Raw genomic sequence first — 20,806 nt, 5'->3', positions numbered from 1 at the left:
TTTTTATGAAGAAAAAACATCCCTGCCGCATTCGCAAGAGAGCGGATTTCTTGTCTGTACGCACAGGAGAAAAGCGACGTGGTCCTTTATTTCTGCTGGAAGTTAAGTCTCATGAACAAACAGCAGAAATAAAAACTCCTCTTGTTGCGCGTGTAGGCTTCACAGTTACACGTAAAAACGGTAATGCTGTTAAACGCAATCGTATTAAAAGGCGTCTACGAGAAGCCGTGAGAGTGGGTTTAACAGATAACATGGAAGCAGGAACAGACTATGTCATTGTAGCGCGTCCTGATGTGCTTCATGCACCTTTTACATCCTTGATCAGTGAATTAAACCGACGAATAAAACCAAAAACAAAACATCAGCAATGCCAACAGGGGTGTACGAATGGAATATAACCGCAATTTCTTTATCGCCATTGGATTATCTTTCGTAGTGCTTGTTGCATGGCAATTTCTTCATGTGTTTCCCAAACAAGCTGAGTTACAAAAACAACAAATCATTGCACAGCAATTGTCAAAACAACAATCAGCCCTTTCCGCTCCTACGACAGGTTTCTCTGATACTACTCCGGCGCATGGATCAGCATCTATCATTGACCAAAAAATGACTCCTGAAATACGGAAGGTTGTTTTGGCTCAAACAAACCGTATTGCCATAAAAAACAATGAACTAGAGGGCTCCATTAATCTTGTTGGTGCACAATTTGATGACCTTCATCTCAAAAAATACCGTCTGACAGTAGAAAAGGGATCGCCGGAAATTGCTTTGTTGAATCCCAAGGGGTTCACAACGACCTACCTTGCCGAATTTGGTTTTACAAGTTCATCTTTGTCAGCAGAAGCTTTGCCACAATCTGATACCCAATGGCAAATAGAGGGAGACAATACAACACTAACTCCTTCAACACCCATTACTTTAATTTATAATAATGGACAGGGACAGATCTTCCGTCGTACCCTTTCTGTTGATGATCATTACATGTTTACCATTGAAGATTCTATCAGCAATGAAGGAGATAAACCGATATATCTCTCGTCCTATGCCCGCGTTGCACGTGCAGCTCCACCAGAACACACAAATGCAACCTATTTACTCCATGAAGGCATGATAGGTATTGCAGGTGATTCACTTAAAACTGAGAAATACAAAACACTAGCAGAACTTGATCCTAATCCTGCGAATGGCCAAAAAAGTGTAACTTTTTCTAAAGTAACGGGAGGATGGATTGGCATTACCGATAAATATTGGGCTGTAGCGGTTATTCCTCAACAAGATAAAGAATATACCAGCCGCTTTATTTATTTTGATCGCTTGCAAACGCATTATCAGTCTGACTTGCTCGGGTCGCTTTTAACGATTGCTCCCAATGAAACAAAAACTGTTACAAATCGTCTTTTTGCTGGTGCAAAACAAGTTGAGATCATTAATTACTATCAAGATGACCTGAAAATTAAAAAATTCGCTCTTTTAATCGATTGGGGTTGGTTTGATTTCATCACAAAACCAATGTTCTCTCTCATCGATATTCTTTATAAGCAAACTGGCAATTTCGGTATCGCTATTCTTCTTGTCACAGTGCTCTTGAAAACGCTTCTCTTCCCGCTAGCAAATAAATCCTATAAATCTATGGCGCGTATGAAGCTGATACAACCAATGTTGCTGGAAATAAAAGAAAAATATCCCGAGGATAGAACCAAACAACAACAAGCAATAATAGAATTGTATAAAACACAAAAAATTAATCCTCTTGCGGGCTGTTGGCCTATGTTGGTTCAATTTCCAATATTTTTTGCTCTTTATAAAGTTCTGTATATTACCCTAGAAATGCGGCATGCACCGTTCTTTGGCTGGATTAAAGATTTAGCAGCGCCCGATCCAACGTCCTTTTTTAATCTGTTTGGTCTTTTGCCATACGCAGCTCCAACGTTTCTTATGATTGGTGCATGGCCTTTAATCATGGGAATAACAATGTTTTTACAAATGCGTATGAACCCAGCCCCTCAAGACCAAACGCAAGCTATGATCTTCGCATGGATGCCCGTCATCTTTACCTTTATGTTGGCATCCTTCCCTGTTGGTCTTGTTATTTACTGGGCATGGAACAATATATTATCGATCATTCAACAAAGTATCATGATGAAACGTCAAGGTGTTAAAATTGAGCTTTTCGATAATCTTAAAGCTATGTGGCGAAAGTCACCCCAAAAAAGCAATACATGAATGACAAAAAGTTCTTCTCTTTCTGGAATTTTTTCTTGCAATTGGATTTTTATTCGTGGTGTGCCAGCAATACACTTCCTTCCACCGGAAGGACCACCTGAGATTGCATTTGCGGGACGTTCTAATGTTGGGAAATCTTCCCTTATCAACGCACTCGTCCAACAAAAGAATTTGGCACGGACCTCAAATACACCAGGGCGTACTCAAGAACTGAATTACTTTGTACCCGATGGTTTTAGTGGGCAGCAAGGAGATCTTCCCCCTGTTGCACTCGTAGATATGCCAGGTTATGGTTTTGCAAAAGCACCTAAAAACCTGGTTGATGCATGGACACAACTGATTTTTAGCTATTTACGGGGTCGCACAACCCTAAAACGTGTTTATGTCTTGATTGATTCACGTCATGGGATCAAAAAGAATGATTCTGATGTTCTAGATCTTCTCGATAAAGCAGCCGTATCTTATCAGATCGTTTTAACAAAAAGTGATAAAATAAAATCGAATGTCCTTGAAAAATTAATACTAACGACAAAAACACAACTTCTTAAACGTCCAGCAGCTTATCCTGAGCTTCTTGTGACATCTTCAGAAAAAGCATTCGGTTTAGAAGAATTGCGTGCTGCCATTTTGCAAGCAATTGCAATATAATATTCTTGTTCTTAAGAGCTTATTAAACATAACTGTGAGCTTTTACTAATAATCTTGTACTTCCAACAAAGCATCTTTATAAAATCTCCACTTACTTGAAAGAATTTTCCTTAACTCTATCTGATAGTGTAGATTATGTTGACGCTTTTTCACTCTCCCCTATCCTCTTCCTCCCGCTTCATACGCCTCATTCTTGGAGAATATGGTGTAACCACTCAACTGATTGAAGAACATGAATGGGCTAGAAGACACGAATTCCTTGCACTTAATCCAGCTGGTCAAGTTCCTGTTCTTCTTGATGAACACGAAGTTCCATTGTCCGGAGCCATTGTTATCTATGAATACTTAGATGAAACACACGGAAGTTTACGACAAGTAAATAAGTTCTTTCCAGAAAATCCTTTAGGCCGTGCCGAAGTGCGTCGTCTTAATGACTGGTTTTTAAATAAATTTGAAAATGAAGCAATACGCCATATTGTACGGGAACGAATCTATAAACGTGAAATGCCCCTTGCCATTGGTGGTGGCGCTCCTGATTCACAAATTTTACGCAATGCGCGCGCCAATATTCTTCCTCATATGAACTATCTCGATTGGCTCTGCGCCTCTCGCGACTGGTTAGTAGGCTCTGAATTATCCTATGCAGATCTAGCAGCTGCTGCTTCTGTTTCTGTGCTTGATTTTCTGGGAGAAATTGACTGGGAACAAACACCCGCTGCCAAAGACTGGTATATGCGGATTAAATCGCGACCTTCTTTTCGCTCTCTTTTAACAGATCGCATACGAGGAATTGTTGCAAGTCCTCATTATACAGATCTTGATTTCTAAGCACCTCTTTTAAACAAGGGAAAACACTCTTAACATTGTAGAGAATATACTGCTTCACCAATAAGATCTCAATGATTTTATACTCATCTATTAGGACTTTCACTTATAAGGATAATGCATCATTTATAACGTAAATGAATATCACCAATACAAGAATATCCTTTTATTTTATCCTCATCTAGAGTCCACGACTTATAGTAAAACAGAAAGCGTTTTGTTATATGTCACAAGCAAGATTGGCATATGGATAAAAAACTGCAATGCAAACAAAGAGAAGAATAGAGCTATCGTGGTCGTCCATTCTACCTAATACATATAAAAAACATATTGAGGAACATCCTATTTTTGACTTCTATAATGTATAATGAGAACAAAGATTTCCCGTCCTGCATTTCTATAAACTAGAAATCCCATCACTAAAAAAGCGAAATTTTTCTTCTATGGAGAAAAAGAACCATTGGAAAGAAGATGAAAATTTGCCTATACTACAAGAAGTAAAGTGTCATAAGGAGAAAAATATGCGCCTTACAGTTGTTGGTGCGAATGGAAAAATGGGACGTGAGCTCATTACAGCTATCCAGCATAGAGAAGATATAGAACTGAGCTCTGTCCTTGTGCGCAAAGGGTCACCTTTTGTAAACAAAGATGCAAGTACACTCATTGGTTCAGATTTTCTTGATATCCGCATCACTGATGATCCTGAAAGCGCTTTTTCTCATACAGAAGGTATTTTAGATTTTTCTCAGCCAGAAGCCAGTATGCTCTATGCCAATTATGCTGCCCAAAAAGGTCTTGTCCATATTATTGGCACAACGGGATTTAGTAAAACAGAAGAAGAAAAAATTGCAGATTTTGCGAAATATACAACTATTGTCAAATCTGGGAATATGAGCCTGGGAATAAATCTTTTAGCAAACCTTATAAAAAAGGCTGCACAAGCATTAGAATCTGAGGATTTTGATATTGAGATTTACGAAATGCATCACTCTGGTAAAGTTGATGCCCCTTCTGGAACAGCTCTTCTTCTTGGGCAAGCAGCAGCCGAAGGTCGCAATGTTATGCTCCAAAATGTGAGTGTCAGTGGACGCAATGGGCATACAGGTAAACGCGAAAAAGGCACAATTGGCTTTGCCTGTTCACGAGGTGGAACAGTTATTGGCGATCACACTGTTACTTTTGCTGGTCCAAATGAACGCATTGTTCTTTCACACATAGCACAAAAACGTTCTCTTTTTGCCAATGGTGCCTTAAAAGCAGCTTTATGGGCAAAGGGCCATAAAAATGGTCTTTATTCAATGCTTGATGTTTTAGGACTAGACGATAGTTGTCAACAATCAATGTAATTCAGGAAATTCGTAATGGAACGCACGCTTGTACTCATTCGTCATGGACAAAGTGAATGGAATCTTAAAAATCTTTTTACTGGTTGGAAAGATCCTGATTTAACAGAAAAAGGAAATACAGAAGCAAAAGCAGCAGGAAAAAAACTTAAAGAAGCTGGTTTACAGTTTGATATTGCTTATACATCTGCCTTACAGCGTGCACAAAAAACGGCTCAGCACATTTTAGACCAAATGGGACAATCAGATTTAAAACTGATAAAAACTCCTGCATTGAATGAACGTGATTATGGTGATCTTTCTGGTTTGAATAAAGATGAAGTTCGCCAACAATGGGGAGAAAAGCAAGTGCAAATATGGCGTCGCTCCTATGCTATTGCGCCCCCAAATGGAGAAAGCCTACGCGATACTTGTGCTCGCGTTTTACCCTATTATCTTCATCATATCCAGCCGTATATATTACGCTCTCAAACTGTTTTGGTTGCAGCGCATGGCAACTCACTTCGTGCTCTTATGATGGCACTTGAAGGACTAAATGGTGAAGAAATTATCTCTCAAGAATTAGCAACCGGCATTCCTATTATTTATAGATTTCATTCCGATTCAACAATTGCGGCAAAAACAATCATCACACCTTAAATTTCTAAAATTGCGATAAGTCCGAAGAATCCAATTCTATCATTTTGCCCTACAGAATAAATTCTATAATTTTATTGACAGAGTTGTTTCACAAGCTTAGATGAATTTTATAGCCCAGATGGCGGAATTGGTAGACGCGCAGGTTTCAGGTACCTGTGCCGCAAGGCGTGGAGGTTCGAGTCCTCTTTTGGGCACCATGCTCTTTTTTATCCCAAATAACGTATTGATTCTCCATATATTTTTTTAAAGGTATGGGATGCATAAATAAAAGTAAGAGAATAGGACCTCTAAACACACTGCTATCAGCTTTTTTGAATCAAGATCTTTTATGAAGGCATTTGTTTAGGCACTCAAGATGCCTAAAATATTTGCGTTTTCCAAAAAATAAAATCTCTGAGTCTCTCTTACCGCATTACAATCATACAGACTTAAAGCAAACTTGCTTTTGAGAAAGATATACCGTTTTTCAAAATCATCAGAAAAAACGTACCCGAACACTCTGCATTCATTAGCCTAAATGAAGATTAATAACAAAATTTTCTTTTGCGCTCCTTCATTTTTGGAATACAATAAAATAGAGCTCTATCATAAAATCGGAATTGAAGTATCTCAAACAACAGTAAAAAAAATCCAGACATGTTGGTTGGCTTTACCAGATGAAGTCATTATAACTTTGACATCACACATAAATGAAGCAACACGTGCCTTCATCCAGCTTATCTTGTGATAAAAATCAGGAAACACCGTAAAATTCTATGGCATATATGTAGCAGTCATAAACTAGAGTATAAGATATACAAAGCTTATGGACGATAAGAGTTAAAATTACACTTTTAAAGTTACAGAGAGACATCCCACAAGATCTAAAGCAGATACCCCTGTTGAGATTTCATTTGCAGAAAATTACGAAAGAACTGAGCAATGTTCCCATTCCAATTTTAGTGAAAGAATTAAATTTTGATACTTCATATCGTAAGCAAAACATAAAAGAGGACAGCATTTGAAACAGTACACTTCACACAAGTAGCTTGCTCTCTGTTTTCACCCAAATATATCATAATATTTGAATCTATCAAATGCAACATCCTCCGCGATAGGAGTACCCAAAATACAATTAAAGAAAACTTTGACAATTTGTTTTAGAAACCGTGTAATAGGATAGAGATAAACAGCACATGGGGTATAAAAATTAATAGAAATGATAGTGCTATAGTGAGAGAAATGAGAGCACTTTTTGGACTAGCCTCCAAAGAATAGAGCGCTATTCTATACTAAAACTATTCATCATTAAGAAAACCTGCTCTCGACGCATTAAAAAATCATCAAAATCGTATAAGCAAAAAGTGCATTAAATGAATCAAAGCACTCAAAGTTTCTAACTATATTTATGAAATATTTTTTATTGATGAATGGCGGAGAGGAAGAGATTCGAACTCTCGAGAGCCTTTTGAGCCCTACTCCCTTAGCAGGGGAGCGCCTTCGACCACTCGGCCACCTCTCCAAGGGAGTGCATAAAGGGTATCAACAGAAAGTTCAAGACATTTTCGATTTTTTTTCAAAAATATCTAAGATTTTCTTGTTTATTGATCCAAGAGGACAAAAAGTTAACAAAACAAAAATTGTGCCTTTTTTACCACATTGCCTTGAATAGTATATGAATATCCTTCAAGAAGGTGATTTCATATTTGTATATTGAAAAAAGATCAGTATAGCTAAGATCAAGTATCGCGTATTTTTGCCTTTAATAAGTTGAGCAAATAATATTCCTAACGAAGAATAAATTACCTTTCATTGGAGATCCAGTATGAATATTAAATCCCTCTTTTTGAGCTCTACAGCGGCTTTTTTAGCAATTTCTGGAGCACAAGCAGCTCCAAAAGCAATTGCAGAACCAGAGCCTGTAGAATATATTCGCGTTTGCGATGCATATGGTAAAGGATATTTCTATATCCCTGGAACAGAGACCTGCATGCGTTTGTCAGGAAATGTCCGTGCTAATTTTGTAGGCGGTGATAACGTAGATGCAACAACAGACGCTGAATTAGACAAGAAAAGAAAAACCTATGGCGCATCATCACGATTGACACTTGTTTTCCAAGCTGCTTCTGAAACCGAATTGGGAACACTTCGTTCCTATGCAAGGATCTACTCTAACTGGAGCAATGGAAGAGACAACGCTGGTGCAAAACTTGCAGCTGCTTACATTGAACTTGGTGGTTTTCGTGTAGGTCTTGATGACACAATTTTTAACAGTTGGACTGGTGGTTATGGAAACGTTATAAACGATGATAGCATCGCACCAGCAGGTGTGACACGCACCAATTTTATTTCTTACACCTTTAGTGGTGACACTGGCTTTTCTGCCATTATCGGAGCTGAATTAGGCAATGCTGATGGTCCTACCCCTCTCGAAGATACATATTATTACATAGATAAAGATGATAAAATTGTTGACGTTCCTGTAGATGGTCTTCCAAGTAAAAGAATAAAAAAATACACTCCTAATATCGTTTTGGGTATGAAATTTATGCAAAAATGGGGTGGTTTTTCAACAGTAGCAGCTTACGATGCTTATTACAAAAAGTGGGCAGCGAAAGTACGCATGGATTTCAATGTCAATGATCGTTTGAACCTATGGGTAATGGGTGGCTATAAAAACAGCGTCGATTACTATACAAAGGATGGAAACAACGTTTTATCACGGCAAAACACAACAATTTATGCAAACTGGGGAGGCAAATGGGCTGCTTGGGCTGGTGCAACTTATAAGCTTACTCCAAAAGCAAATTTGAACGCTCAAGTTTCTTATAGCGCTGTAAAAACTTTTGCAACTTCTGTAAATATTGCCTACACGTTGGTTCCAGGCTTCGTCATTACACCTGAATTGACTTATGTTTCTTGGAATGATGATCGCACTCTCAAGGGCGCAAATGACGTTGCACATACACATGCTCTTAAAGGAAAAAGTGCTTTACAAGGTATGATTCGCTTCCAGCGCTCATTCTAATCTTCTTAGATGATACTTTTAAAAACTGGCAACACACGTTGCCAGTTTTTTGTTTTTGAAGCTCTCTGTGATGCTCAAAACGCCGTCTCATACTCTTTATGGATGACTACCCTTGTAAAAAGCTGCTTAATATTCCAAGCAAATAAATCAGATAAAGACTGATAAGTGCCTTCACAAATCTTGCACATTCAATTCAAATAACGTGGATTTTAATCCAAGGTGATTTGTTTCCAAATTGACTAGATATCCTCAAAAGCAATGAAAAACGACGAGATATTTCTTAAACATGTTAGACAATGAATTGCAGCAATGCTTTCAACAAAAATGGCTAACCTAAAATGCATCGCAAGCTTTTTGGGAAATTTCAGTAATTGGAGATAGGCTGAAAATATTCTCCCAAGAGTAGAAGCGATATACATTAAAAAAAACGAAAAACATTCCACTTATATTTAAAGTCATATGTACGCTTTATTTACTATTTTATTTCAATTATTGTTAATCTTTACTTGCATACTACAAGAACAATACACATAACCTATATAGTCTTTTGTATTAGATATGGTGGATATAAGTTCATTCTGAAGCGTCTGTTCTTCTACACAAACTCTTGAGCACCACATTTTTCCATGCGCAAATACTCTGATTTTATATGCTCCTTGTCTATCTTATGAACATATATTTATACTGCTGCAGAAGCATTTATTTTTATATTTCTTAAAGCCAATTTTAAAGGTAAGTGATGCGTAAAGAATTGAAAAAAAGATTTTTTAGCTTATCCCTCAAAACCGCATTACTTTTTTCTTGTTTCATTCATTCTTTTGCAAGGTCATTTTATTTCCGATAACAATCACAATTTTTTTCACAGGGGCTTAATCGGAAAAAAACCAAAAAACTCCATTAAGAAAAACTATATTGTCGCCACTCCCCCTATTTAAAATCAAGATAAACTGGATAAATCGGACGGGAAATACTTATCTACCAAAGCATAAACAATCGCTGCGGTTTCAACATCTAGAATTCCATCATAATTTTCTTGACGAAAATGAAGCTGAAAAGCTCGGATCAAATTTTTATATCCAATTTCACTACATGCAATAGAAATATCGTATCCATAACATTTCAACTTAGCCAAAACGTCTTCTTTAGATGGAAAATTCTTACAGAACTGTTCCTGATAGTGCTGCTTTCGTTCCTCATCATACCATGCTCCTATGCCTGCCAGATAAAGTTCTTTCCACGGGAAAGCAGCCCCTGGATCAATTTTTCTTCCAATGGCAATATCACTGTGTCCAACAACATCGGTTGGCGTAATATCTGGATATCGTTGAAGAATATTCAACGCAAGCTCCTTAACTGCATCAATTTGTGTTGGATTATAAGGAGGAAATATCAAATCTTCATTCTGACAAGTAAAAAAATAATCTCTCTCAAAAGGCAAAACTGTACTGCTCACATTTCTGTTTTTAGTCCATGAACCAACCTGTAATTCATTTTCATCTTTATCAATTGATTTTAAAACGCGCATATCCTTTAAAGATGTTTCAACATACATCTTTTCTGAAGAAGCAGAATGGCCTGTCGCTAAATTAACTATTTCAATTCCAATAGATGTATCATTTAAATTACTGTGCTCTGCCCATGAACTGACACCTGCATGCCATGCACGCTCATTTTCATCAACCAGATTAAAGATACGCATATCCTTAAATCCTGCCTCACGATATGTCTGCTCTGAAGGATCAGGAACAAGATAATGAACACTAACCTTTTCTCCTGTAAGAGCCATAACCGACTCTTTAAAATTCAGTGAAGTATAATGCATCACAAGAAAACGAACACGACGATTAAAGCTCTTAACAGAACGATAACTGTTGTAATCAATCTGATACATGGAAATCCTTTCTTTTTTCTCATTCACAAGTACCATCGCACATTATAATAGACAGTATATGAAACGAGTGTTGAGCAATTTTTGAAAATTTTCAAACACCCAAATACTAAGAATGACGCTTTAAAATTAACTCAGCAAAAAAGCTCTTACTCAAAAATGCCTGAAATTTCCCATCAATAAACCAATAAAAACATAGCAAAACCGCTGAAAAAATATTTCTTTGTATCTTGCATGCAAAGTAATACTTTTTTATGCACTTGAGTAATAGTGAGAGACCACCGCACACACGAGAGGCAATGCCTAACCATTCTGCGCGGCATCACAGTCTTGTGAAAATACTGTTATGTTGTGGCAATTTATTGACAAAAAAATGAACAACACTTTGCGTATGAACTCTTCACAAGCATATTTTTCAATAAAATTTGCACATTTTTTCTATAGATTCATAATAATCAATCTATACATTCGCAACAGTCAAAATGCCTTATTCTTTTTTCGTAAAGAAGGTTTAACCAACACCCTCTTGAAGAGATAGCTTTCAATCAACACGCGTCGAGATTTTTTCCCTGAGCTGAAAATAAACGCCAAGAGTCATTGTAATTTCATTATGGAATAATAATTCTCCCCATACTCAATATATGCATGTAATTTTTATCTTAAACTCTATAAATATTTATTTCAAAAAAGTAATATAGAATTGTTATCCTCAACAATATCCCAAACAAAATCTGAATAATAAGTCCCGTATTATCCTGCAAAACCGTTTAGAATAAAATATTTCCCATTTATTTATTACCACTTGACCATTGTTTAATATCAAAAAAACGAGCTAGCAATACAACCGCTCTAAAGCATCAAAACAGCACTGTCTTAATCTAAGTAAGAACAATGATTGAGTAAATACTTCTACATCTCTACAGAATATCATTTGTAATCTTCTGCTTTCAAATATCTCTTTAAAACCGACCAAGCTGCATATTCCTGTAAGACCACGCCTAACAGCGGTCGCGTATAGGGAAAAGTAAGTTGATCATCACCATACCCGTCAATTCGTACAGTCATTGTAGCATGTCCAAGGCTTTCTTTTTGGTTTTCTAAGACCTCCAAAGAAGGCGATAAGCTAACCTCAACCTCAAGCTGTGGAATATTTTTCTCACTTTTTTCCATGGGCTGAAAATATTTTAAAAGCATGGGATCATTTGCTAACCAGTGAACTTCCGCATACATCGCTAATTGTTGGCGAGCAGTGGTAATTTCTGCACCAACCAAATATGGACGAAAATGATTTTCAAATTCTTCGATTAAATGCTGTGCCAAAGGCGCTGATGACTGACCAACCAGTTGCACAAGAACATAGGGACTTTTCCATAAAAAATGCCGCTCAAATGGTTCATTGGCGAAATGACCATCAACCCAATGCGCAATCGTACTTTCATCAACTCCAATTAAAGTCCACGCATATTGAGCGCGCGATACAGCAGGGTACTTCTTCTCACCGTGTTCTAAATAATGTTCCAAAAGCGAAAGAGCCTGTGTAGGCGGACCAGGCAAAACCACAAGAGAACTCCCACTACAAGAGAGGGTAAAACCAGGTGCTGTCCCCGTAGGATTATCAAGGACTTTTGCCGTCTCAGGAAACAATGCTTGACGCGCATTATTGCTATCCGGCGCAATTCCTAACCGTTGCAATTGACCTTTTATCGTTTGCCAAACCACTTCATGATGAACCAACGGCTTTTGCACAGCTTGAGCAATCGCATCACGCGTTTTATCGTCAGATGTTGGTCCTAATCCTCCACTGATAATGATCAGATCTTCTTGTCCAAGACACGCAATCACTGTCTCACTTATTTGCTGTAATTGATCGGCGCAAACAAAATGGCGTGTGACTTGAATATTTCTCTTGTTCAAGCTTTGACTCAAATCCTGCAAATTCGTATTCAGATATTGTCCTGAAAGAAGTTCATCACCAACCGTAATAATCGCCGCTCGACAAACAGAGACAGGATTTACAAGAGAATGAAGAACAGCTTCAGCCATTTGACGCGTGGTGGCTAAACCTCCCAAATCATAAGTTACAGTTTTCCCAGCGCGAATAACCTGATCAACACTCTCAGACAGTTGTTGTGCTGCATCCTGAAAACCTAAATGTTCCAAGAGTAAGGCTGTAGTGTAAAGCATGGCAGAAGGATTAGCTTTATTCTGCCCAGCAAGCCGTGGTGCACTGCCATGAACAGGCTCAAAATATGCAATCTTGCTTCCCACATTTGCACTAGGAGCCAATCCCAATCCACCCATCACTCCAGCACCAAGATCAGAGAGAATATCACCAAACATATTTTCAGCAACAATCACACCAAACTGCTCTGGTTTGGTGACAATCCATAAAGCAACCGCATCAACATTGTGTATATCTGCTTCAATTTCGGAATAATTTTGAGCCACTTTCTCAAAAATTTCTTGAGCAAATTGACCACTTTCTCTCATGACATTTGGCTTATCAGCAAAAGTAACCCGCTTAAAACCGTATCTCCGTGCATAAGAAAAAGCATATTCAAAGAGCCGCTCTAAACCAAAGCGTGTCTGCAGCTGTACTGTCCATGCGGCCTCTTCAAGACCATATTTTGTCAAATTGGGATGCTTTAACCATGTTGCTGTTTCAGGAGAAACACCGCGGAAATCAAGCCCCGCATAGAGACCTTCGCTATTTTCCCTGATAACACAAAAATGAAAAGGTCTTTTTGAACCAACAATATATCTTACAGGTCGTATATTCGCAAACAAGCCTAACTTTTGGCGAAGCTGAACAACAGGCGAAACATAGGGAAGTTGCCTCTCCCTTAAATGTGGTGCAAGCTCCTTTAAAGCAGCTTCTTTCCCTGAACAAGTCACAGCACCAAGCAAAACAGCATCACAATCATTGATTTTTTGCCAAGTCGCTTGAGGAACAGGATCTCCTTCCTGTTTCCAACATTCCCAACCAATAGCGCCATAAGATAATTCAATCGGTAACTGAAATTGCTCTAAGACCATCAGCGCAGCATCACAAACTTCTGGTCCCACCCCATCACCAGGTAATACAAGAACTTTCTTTTTCATAATCTCTCTATCCATTCATCAAGGATTGCATTTGTCATAGCAGGATTGTCCTCCCATAAACGCGCGCCAGCATCAGAAACAATCTTATATTCATGATTCACACAATGACTCTTCGTTTGATTGTCTACGGTTGCAAGTTGTGATTTTTCACCTATTAAAGCTAAAAAATTTCCAGTGTACTTGATAATCTCACCTCTAGCATCCATTCCCAACAAAAACTTAAATCCTTTTGTCATACGCTCAATGGCCATGCTTTTTTGCTCTTCAGGAATCTCCAATAAGGCTCTTTTCTTCATAACTCCACGAGGATGCATAAAAGCATTCAGTGCTTCTAGAGCTCCTGATAAATCTTTGTTTTTCAAGAAATTGAGAATATATCCAACGCGCCGTTGCAAAAGCATATCTGGATAGCCTGGTGCATTCACGGCTAGCACAGCTCGAACATTTGGAAGCCGCGCAGCCAATATCTGTACTAACATTCCAGCCATAGAAAAACCGACAAGAACTGAAGGCTCCCTAAAATATATTTCGAGTTTCTCTAACATAGAAGGTAAAATGCCTATAGCAAAATTATTACCAAAACTAGAGTGAGGGGGAAAAAGGGATAGTGTATCTAATAAAGTAATTTGAAATCCTTTTGCCAAACATCGCTTTGTAAATGAAGAACAAAAAACGCCATGATCCCAAATTGGCATCACAGGAGAAAGAATGACAACACGAAGGCTCATTATTTATTTCCCACCCCACTTTATTTAAAAATATAGATTGTAGCAGCAACATCCCCACTGAGGATAACTATGAAAACCTAAAAATGTAGATCGCTATCATGCATAAACTTCCCCCCTTAAAACGGCTAAGAATAATCAATTGTACCAAAATTAAGTTAAGCTACGGCAGATTTTAGATACCTTCAATGCAACCAGCTTAATAAGAATTAATTTTCAACTAAGGTTACCTACATTCAAGAAAAATAATACCAAAACACTTACGCATGATACCCCCTCTTGCTATCCTACTCAGTCCATTTCCGAAGTCATAAAATGATGGGCTTTTCGAATATAAATTATAAACCCTAGCAGACAACACAGAGCCAACAAGGTTGCCACAGCCTGTGGACTATGTCCAGATATCTTTCCGATAACCGCCGCACTCAACGCTGCACTCCCTAATTGTAAAGCGCCCATAACACCAGAAGCTGCCCCAGCTGCTTGAGGATGCGAAGAAATAGCCAATGCTGTTCCTAACGGCAATAAAAAACCATTAGCAAAGGTAAGAACAGCGATAGCCGCAAAACTCGTCACAAGTGGCCATGGACTTACATACATTTGCAGAGCAAAGAGCCCTCCCCCTACAACAAAAATAATATACCCACGCCATACCGTTCTCTCCATAGATTCTCGCTTAAAAAGCCATCGTGCTGTGAGATTACCTATAATATAGGGAAGAGAAACACCAATATAGCTATATCCAATGTATGTCAGTGGCAAACCTAGAGTAGTCAGTAAAAAAGGCGACTCTACAATATATGCAAAATAGGTTGCATAAGAAAAGCACGGAAGGAGTGCATAAAAAATAAATTGTTTGTTTCTAAGAACGCCTAAACTGCTCTTCATAAACCCTATAAAAGAAAAACGATGCCGCTTTTGAGAAGGCAACGTTTCCGTTAGAATAAAACAACAGAGCAAAATAGTTAAGAATATAAAAAGGCTTAAAAAGATAAAAGTAGCTTGCCAATTAAAAGCTTGTAATAAGAGCCCTCCCACTAACGGCGCAAGTGCTGGTGACATCCCAATAAAGGGAAAAACAATCAAATAAAGTTTTCCTGCTGCTTTTTTATCCAACAAATCATTGATAATAGCACGGCTTAAAACAATCCCTGCACAAGCTCCAAGACCTTGTAAAAAACGTAACGCAAGAAAAGCGTGAATATTAACCGTATAAATCACACTGATCGTGGTGAATAACCACAAAAACAAGCCAAATAGCAGTGTTTTTTTACGTCCAAAATTATCACTCAGTGGACCATAAATGAGCTGTCCAAGAGCTAATGCAAACAGAAAAATCGCTACAGCACTCTGTATCTGAGATTCACTCACTTGGTAGTATTGGCGCATTTCACCAAGTGCAGGAAGAAAAATATCTGTAGAAATCAGACCGCCTGTTGATAAAAAGACGATAAGTATAATAAATGGCAATGTATATTTATGACTCATTTGAAAGTACACTTTATATGTTGAAAATATTATTTACTTTAATATTATTATTTTACAAATATAATTCTATTTTATACTTATAAACAGATAATATATAAATGATTTAACTAAAAATTTTACTTTATTTAATAAAAATTAGATTTTATCATCTTGTTGATAGAAAAAATCTTATAATTTATAATCAAGAAGCTCAATGCTATATAGAAATACACTGCGCGCTTCACCTTTCACCCGCTAATGAACTTTAAATTGCTCTAAATTCCCACTCCAAAATTCTGTAAAAAATCAAAACAATGGCTACAGAATTTTACTTTTTATTCCCAGATGTAACTGGCTAAATATAACCTTTATAAGACTTTCTCAAAGAAGTAAAAATATATTATTTTCGAATAATAAGCATTAAGATAATTTCATAAAAAAGAAAATATTTTCCCATTCCACGACAGAAAGAACCAAACACGTTCCACGACATCGCCAAGAAAACAAGCGATCATTTCCCCTCCTCCCGTTGTGCCTCTTCTGCTTTCCTCTAGAACATTCTCTAGCCTTTCCTTCAGAACATTCGTCCGGCAAGGCAAATGCTCCATTAACAGCTCTCTCGATCAGAATTTCGCAAGAAAGGGGTATCACCATAACGGTCTCGTTATAAAAATCCGTGCCCCCTATCATAACGTAATACCTCCCATTATAAAAAAACCTGATCATTCCTTTCTGTTATTCAGACTTTCCCCTCCATTTTGGGTGCATTCTCACCCATTTTGCGTACATCCCCACCCATCTTGCATAGATCTCCCCATCTTGCATAGATCTTTGTCTCTTTGGGAACATAATGGAGAAAGAGGCATTTTATCTTCAGCATAATTCAAGGAGATAAAAACATGGAAACCCGTATTCCTGAAGACACACCTTTCGATACCCATTTTCTAGGAGAAACATCTCTAGAAACAGAATATCCCTTTTTTCAAACACCCATTTCATGGTCCGCAATCTTTGCTGGACTGGTTACAGCCCTTGCAACTTCGATCTGTCTCTCTTTTCTGGTTGCAGCATTAGGCTTCAGCCAAATGGACTTCACCTCTTCCACCCCTTTTGAAGGAACCTTTCTCTCCTTCGGATTTGGATCTCTTATCGTCATGTTGATCAGTCTTGCTTTGGGAGGATTTGTCGCCGGACGTTTTGCAGAATCCTCAGGCGTACTTCATGGCTTTCTCACTTGGGCTCTGTTAACCCTTATCATGACCCTCCAAGCCATCCACGTGGTTTCAAATACAGCAAGCTTAACAACTAAAGCTGCTCTCGAAAACACTTCTGCCATCCAGCAAACCATGGACAGCTTTAAAACAAACTTTTCCCCGCTGCTTTCAAAATTAAACAGCGAAACTTTTGAAAAGTTTTTGCGTGACCAAAAAGACAAGGGCATTGATTTTGACAAATTGCGCACTGAATTACGCACACTTCTCAATAAAAGCGACATTCCTGCTCTCAATCCTGAACGATTGAAGCAATCTTATCAAGCAGCCCTCAACGATATTGGTTCTGCGATAACGGCTTTCAAAAAGGATCCTTCACACACGCGCACCATCTTAAAAGATCTAGGTGACCGCCTATCTGATCGTGCACAAGCGATAACAGCAAAGTTTGATCGAAGCGATATCATCAATGCTCTTATGCACGATGGCATGACACGTGCTGAAGCACAAACAAACGCCAACCATGCACTTCATGTCTATCAAAGCGCAGAGTCAAAAATTGAACAGGCCCTCAAAACTCTTGAAGAACAGGCTGAAACCCTGTCTCAAAAGCTCAACATGCCAACAAAGGATGTGCATTACAGTGCAAATAAAGTTGTTAAAACAGCTTCTTACATGGGATGGTGGGGCTTTTTTGGAGGGCTGATTGGCGCCGTGATTTCCAGTGTCTTTGGCTATTATGGCTATAGAAGCCGTAAGGACACTTTCATGCTTTAAAACTAAAACTACATAAAGCATAAAACAAAGAAAAAGCTGTACAACTAACTGTACAGCTTTTTTTTGCAAATTGTGTTGGATTCACTTTGCTTTTCTAAACTACTTTACTTTTTAAAAGCCATCTCTTGTTTAAATAATCCCTCATCACACCTTCATGCCCTTCAGGCATTCTTTCCCTTCGCTTATTTTCTCGGAACAAAACACTCAAAAATCCGTGTTTAAAAATATCTCATTTATACAAAAATAGGGCTTTACACGCCCCCATTTGTAATGATTTCTCTCATAAAAAAATTTACGTTTGCCCTTCAAAAGAGCAAGCCCCCCCTTCAATCAGCGTTGTGTTTGACAACAATAAAATCCATGTTACAGTGAAACATTAGAGAGGAACTTTTGAGGTTCCTCATTTTATCAATGATAAGTGGGGATATATAAATATTTTACTTAATGAAGTAGAAAACATTATTGAATTAGCTGCTGATGAAATCGTACCAGTTTTAGCCGCTACTAAATACGCTCAGCACGAAATCATACAAGATTTGTAAAAACAACCCGAGAGAGATGCTTCGTATAAAAGCCTTATAATACTAATGTTGATGCAAACCTGCATACTCCTTCATAACATTTAGTAAAAAAGACTTAAACATGTTTTGTGGGCTTATCAAAATTAAAGGATAAACCACATGACACAGCAAGAAATTTCAAAAACCGTAAAAGCTTTAGCGTCTTGGGGGGCGTTGTGACAAAGAAAAAATCTACTATTTTCACTCAAATGGGACTTTTCCTTGTTTTGGGGTTTAGCAGCTTTGCCGATGAAACAGCGCAAGTTACATTTGCTCTCCACTTAGCAGAGAGCACAGCCTTTATTTCAATGCTGCTTTTTGCAGGGCTTATCGGCGCAATTTGTGCCGGACCAATTGCCCCACGCCTCTTACATCGCTTCCAACCAGCGCGAACAGTTGCTCTTGTTTTATTATTTGAAGCACTCTTTATAGCCACAGCTGCAATCGCCAACCAATTTTGGGTTTATATTGCACTTTCTTTCGCGCTGGGCTGTGCTGGTTCACTCTTTTGGTCGGCAATCATTGTTTCTATACCTGAATTGGCAAAAACTGATCAGCAATTAGACCGACTAAACCGTATTACCCAAACGGTCCGTAATCTTGGTTATATTGCAGGACCACTCTTGGGAGGTGTATTATATGGTTTATCAAATGGACAAAGAGGATTGTTTGTGCTTTCAATCATGGTTCTTTGTGCAACCTTTATCACTCTCTTTTGTTTTAAAAGTTTAAAAGTTCATGCGCAAACGACAAATACAGTGCAGCAAACCAAAAAGGGATTGGATGTCATAGGTTTGTTGCGTAAAAAAAATGTTATCTATGCTCTTGCTCCACTCATTATCACCATCATACTCACCTCTGCTCTCAACGTTTTATCTATCGTCCGACTTCGCACTGATCTTCATTTAAGTGCTGAGACCTATGGGGTAATCACAAGCATGATAAGTCTTGGCCTCGTGGTTGGTCCACTCTGCTTTTCTAGCCTTTTCCATCACTTTGGCAATGCCGCTGGTGCATCATTGGCTGCGACAATCATCGGCTTTGGAGTTTTCTGTTTTTCCCTAACAGATATGGTATGGTTGATGATGCTGTCATTTTTTATCCTTGGGAGTGCCAACGGCGTGCAAAACGCCCTGATGGCAAGTTTTATGATGAAAGCTATTCGGAAAGAAGACAGAAACAACCAAATGCCCGCCTATATCTTTATCATACAAATATCTGTGAGTATTGGCTTCATAGCAGCGGGTTTTGTGAGTGTGCATCATACCCAAAGCACTCTCCTTCTGATCGGTATCGCTACAATGCTGGCGGGCATGTTAGGTTTTATATTCAATAGCACTGGACAAAAAACAAGGATTTGATAACTTTAAAAGAGAAAGGATATTTTCCGCACAAGCTGACAACAGCAAGAATTTCCTTTCAACTCACCAGAACTTTTAAAAGATTTTGATCATAATTGGCTGCAACAATCATGCGCTTTAGAACTTTCTGCTTTTCCTTAAGCAGATGTGGTTGTGATTGATAACCACTTAGCCTTTGGAGCAGACATACACTCCTAGGTTCTGTTTTTGCTCTCATGCAAAGAGTGTTGACGGTGAAGAGACTCCTCGATAAATTCATTGAGATCAGCTTAATCGATGGCTTCTTTTTAGAGGAAGAGGGGTTGTACACAAGGGGGACCATCGGCAAAACCATCAGCACTTCCCATCACATTCCTCCCGATATTGGGGCCATCACAAACAAGTATTCCTTCTTAAGGCTCAAAAATTTATGGGAGCAGAACCAATATTGTAAAGACTATCTGTAGAGAGAATGATAATGCAAAAAAGAGATTCCTATACGAAATCAGAAAGATATGTAATATACACCGTCATTATTTCCAGCATACTCCCCTTGCTGGACGGAAGCATCGTGAATGTCATTCTTCCTAACCTTGCGCATTATTTTTCAGTGGAAGAAAATGATATACAATGGGTTGTAACATCTTATTTTCTAGCCACCGTGCCGGGACTGTTGATAGCAGCTTTTGTGCAAGGGAGAATAGGTATCAAAAAGACTTGGTTCCTTGCAAGCTTCATTTTTATGTTTGGATCACTGGGAGTAGGATTAAGCTATAATTTTCAAACCATTATATCTGCTCGTATCGTGCAAGGTTTTGGAACAGGCCTTTTACTGCCCCTTAGCCAAACCATTATTGCCTTACAATTTGGGCAAGAACGGGTACGCCAAGCTATGGGCACCATAGCCGTACCAACGGTTTTCGCTCCTGCCTTTGGTCCGCTGGTGGGCGCCTCACTTGCTCAGTATGTCTCTTGGCGTTTATTATTTTTTATAAATATTCCACTTATTTTATTGGCTCTAGCCCTTGGAGCAAAATATCTAAAGACCAAC

General features: G+C 38.4%; 14 protein-coding genes and 2 tRNA genes (1 of these 16 cut by a window edge). 11 read left to right on the top strand and 5 right to left on the bottom strand.

Annotated elements, in window-relative coordinates; genetic code table 11:
• The first annotated feature begins 5 nt into the window (after positions 1-5).
• From rnpA to ME1_RS03220, 7 genes are all read left to right on the top strand, one after another.
• Positions 6-398, top strand: coding sequence for a ribonuclease P protein component (gene rnpA, locus ME1_RS03250; RefSeq protein ID WP_004863161.1), 393 nt, complete (start codon positions 6-8; stop codon positions 396-398).
• Positions 388-2,223, top strand: coding sequence for a membrane protein insertase YidC (gene yidC / locus ME1_RS03245; RefSeq protein ID WP_004863159.1), 1,836 nt, complete (start codon positions 388-390; stop codon positions 2,221-2,223). Before rnpA ends, yidC begins: the two co-directional genes overlap by 11 nt.
• Entirely contained in the window at positions 2,224-2,871 is a 648-nt protein-coding gene (gene yihA / locus ME1_RS03240) for a ribosome biogenesis GTP-binding protein YihA/YsxC (protein ID WP_004863156.1), read from the top strand.
• Between the two features lie 135 nt (positions 2,872-3,006).
• Entirely contained in the window at positions 3,007-3,699 is a 693-nt protein-coding gene (locus ME1_RS03235) for a glutathione S-transferase family protein (protein WP_004863153.1), read from the top strand.
• 518 nt (positions 3,700-4,217) lie between these two features.
• Positions 4,218-5,042: a 4-hydroxy-tetrahydrodipicolinate reductase gene (gene dapB / locus ME1_RS03230; protein WP_004863151.1), complete on the top strand. Its 825-nt coding sequence runs from the start codon at positions 4,218-4,220 to the stop codon at positions 5,040-5,042.
• 15 nt (positions 5,043-5,057) lie between these two features.
• Complete coding sequence (locus ME1_RS03225) at positions 5,058-5,678, top strand: 2,3-bisphosphoglycerate-dependent phosphoglycerate mutase (protein ID WP_004863148.1); 621 nt, start codon at positions 5,058-5,060, stop codon at positions 5,676-5,678.
• A 112-nt stretch (positions 5,679-5,790) separates the two neighbouring features.
• A tRNA-Leu gene (locus tag ME1_RS03220) sits at positions 5,791-5,875 on the top strand.
• A 1,213-nt stretch (positions 5,876-7,088) separates the two neighbouring features.
• On the opposite strand, the gene ME1_RS03215 is transcribed toward ME1_RS03220, so the two are convergent.
• A tRNA-Ser gene (locus ME1_RS03215) sits at positions 7,089-7,179 on the bottom strand.
• 303 nt (positions 7,180-7,482) lie between these two features.
• Here ME1_RS03215 and ME1_RS03210 point away from each other — a divergent pair.
• On the top strand, positions 7,483-8,685 hold the full coding sequence (locus ME1_RS03210) for a porin (protein WP_004863145.1): 1,203 nt from the start codon (positions 7,483-7,485) through the stop codon (positions 8,683-8,685).
• Positions 8,686-9,622: 937 nt separating this feature from the next.
• Here the strand turns inward: ME1_RS03210 and ME1_RS03205 are convergent.
• The 4 genes from ME1_RS03205 to ME1_RS03190 all read right to left on the bottom strand — a co-directional run bounded on the left by ME1_RS03205 (position 9,623) and on the right by ME1_RS03190 (position 15,888).
• The gene (locus ME1_RS03205) at positions 9,623-10,576 is read right to left on the bottom strand and encodes an N-acetylmuramoyl-L-alanine amidase (protein WP_004863141.1); all 954 of its coding nucleotides are present in this window, start codon (positions 10,574-10,576) and stop codon (positions 9,623-9,625) included.
• Positions 10,577-11,500: 924 nt separating this feature from the next.
• Positions 11,501-13,675, bottom strand: a complete 2,175-nt coding sequence (locus tag ME1_RS03200) for an isocitrate/isopropylmalate dehydrogenase family protein (protein WP_004863138.1) — start codon at positions 13,673-13,675, stop codon at positions 11,501-11,503.
• Positions 13,672-14,403, bottom strand: coding sequence for an alpha/beta fold hydrolase (locus ME1_RS03195; RefSeq protein WP_004863135.1), 732 nt, complete (start codon positions 14,401-14,403; stop codon positions 13,672-13,674). Before ME1_RS03195 ends, ME1_RS03200 begins: the two co-directional genes overlap by 4 nt.
• A gap of 288 nt (positions 14,404-14,691) precedes the next feature.
• Positions 14,692-15,888, bottom strand: coding sequence for a multidrug effflux MFS transporter (locus tag ME1_RS03190; protein WP_004863133.1), 1,197 nt, complete (start codon positions 15,886-15,888; stop codon positions 14,692-14,694).
• Between the two features lie 878 nt (positions 15,889-16,766).
• Between ME1_RS03190 and ME1_RS03180 the strand changes: the two genes are divergently transcribed.
• The 3 genes from ME1_RS03180 to ME1_RS03165 all read left to right on the top strand — a co-directional run.
• Complete coding sequence (locus ME1_RS03180; protein ID WP_004863128.1) at positions 16,767-17,855, top strand: YrzE family protein; 1,089 nt, start codon at positions 16,767-16,769, stop codon at positions 17,853-17,855.
• 736 nt (positions 17,856-18,591) lie between these two features.
• Positions 18,592-19,776 (top strand): MFS transporter, encoded by a 1,185-nt coding sequence (locus ME1_RS03175; protein WP_004863125.1) that lies wholly within the window; start codon positions 18,592-18,594, stop codon positions 19,774-19,776.
• Positions 19,777-20,233: 457 nt separating this feature from the next.
• Positions 20,234-20,806, top strand: partial view of an MFS transporter gene (locus ME1_RS03165; protein WP_004863122.1) — the beginning only. Its footprint extends 792 nt past the window's final position; the window shows 573 of its 1,365 coding nt (coding positions 1-573); it begins with the start codon at positions 20,234-20,236; the stop codon falls past the right edge of the window.

Origin of the sequence: Bartonella vinsonii subsp. arupensis OK-94-513, from assembly GCF_000278235.1 — a bacterium.
In the GTDB taxonomy this organism is placed as follows: domain Bacteria; phylum Pseudomonadota; class Alphaproteobacteria; order Rhizobiales; family Rhizobiaceae; genus Bartonella; species Bartonella arupensis.
This window is presented reverse-complemented; position numbering and strand designations above follow the sequence as displayed.

What these genes read in the sequence shown, in the direction of transcription:
- rnpA (WP_004863161.1), top strand. Translation starts at nt 6, where the DNA reads ATGAAGAAAAAACATCCCTGCCGCATTCGCAAGAGAGCGGATTTCTTG.
- yidC (WP_004863159.1), top strand. Translation starts at nt 388, where the DNA reads ATGGAATATAACCGCAATTTCTTTATCGCCATTGGATTATCTTTCGTA.
- yihA (WP_004863156.1), top strand. Translation starts at nt 2,224, where the DNA reads ATGACAAAAAGTTCTTCTCTTTCTGGAATTTTTTCTTGCAATTGGATT.
- ME1_RS03235 (WP_004863153.1), top strand. Translation starts at nt 3,007, where the DNA reads ATGTTGACGCTTTTTCACTCTCCCCTATCCTCTTCCTCCCGCTTCATA.
- dapB (WP_004863151.1), top strand. Translation starts at nt 4,218, where the DNA reads ATGCGCCTTACAGTTGTTGGTGCGAATGGAAAAATGGGACGTGAGCTC.
- ME1_RS03225 (WP_004863148.1), top strand. Translation starts at nt 5,058, where the DNA reads ATGGAACGCACGCTTGTACTCATTCGTCATGGACAAAGTGAATGGAAT.
- ME1_RS03210 (WP_004863145.1), top strand. Translation starts at nt 7,483, where the DNA reads ATGAATATTAAATCCCTCTTTTTGAGCTCTACAGCGGCTTTTTTAGCA.
- ME1_RS03205 (WP_004863141.1), bottom strand. Translation starts at nt 10,576, where the DNA reads ATGTATCAGATTGATTACAACAGTTATCGTTCTGTTAAGAGCTTTAAT.
- ME1_RS03200 (WP_004863138.1), bottom strand. Translation starts at nt 13,675, where the DNA reads ATGAAAAAGAAAGTTCTTGTATTACCTGGTGATGGGGTGGGACCAGAA.
- ME1_RS03195 (WP_004863135.1), bottom strand. Translation starts at nt 14,403, where the DNA reads ATGAGCCTTCGTGTTGTCATTCTTTCTCCTGTGATGCCAATTTGGGAT.
- ME1_RS03190 (WP_004863133.1), bottom strand. Translation starts at nt 15,888, where the DNA reads ATGAGTCATAAATATACATTGCCATTTATTATACTTATCGTCTTTTTA.
- ME1_RS03180 (WP_004863128.1), top strand. Translation starts at nt 16,767, where the DNA reads ATGGAAACCCGTATTCCTGAAGACACACCTTTCGATACCCATTTTCTA.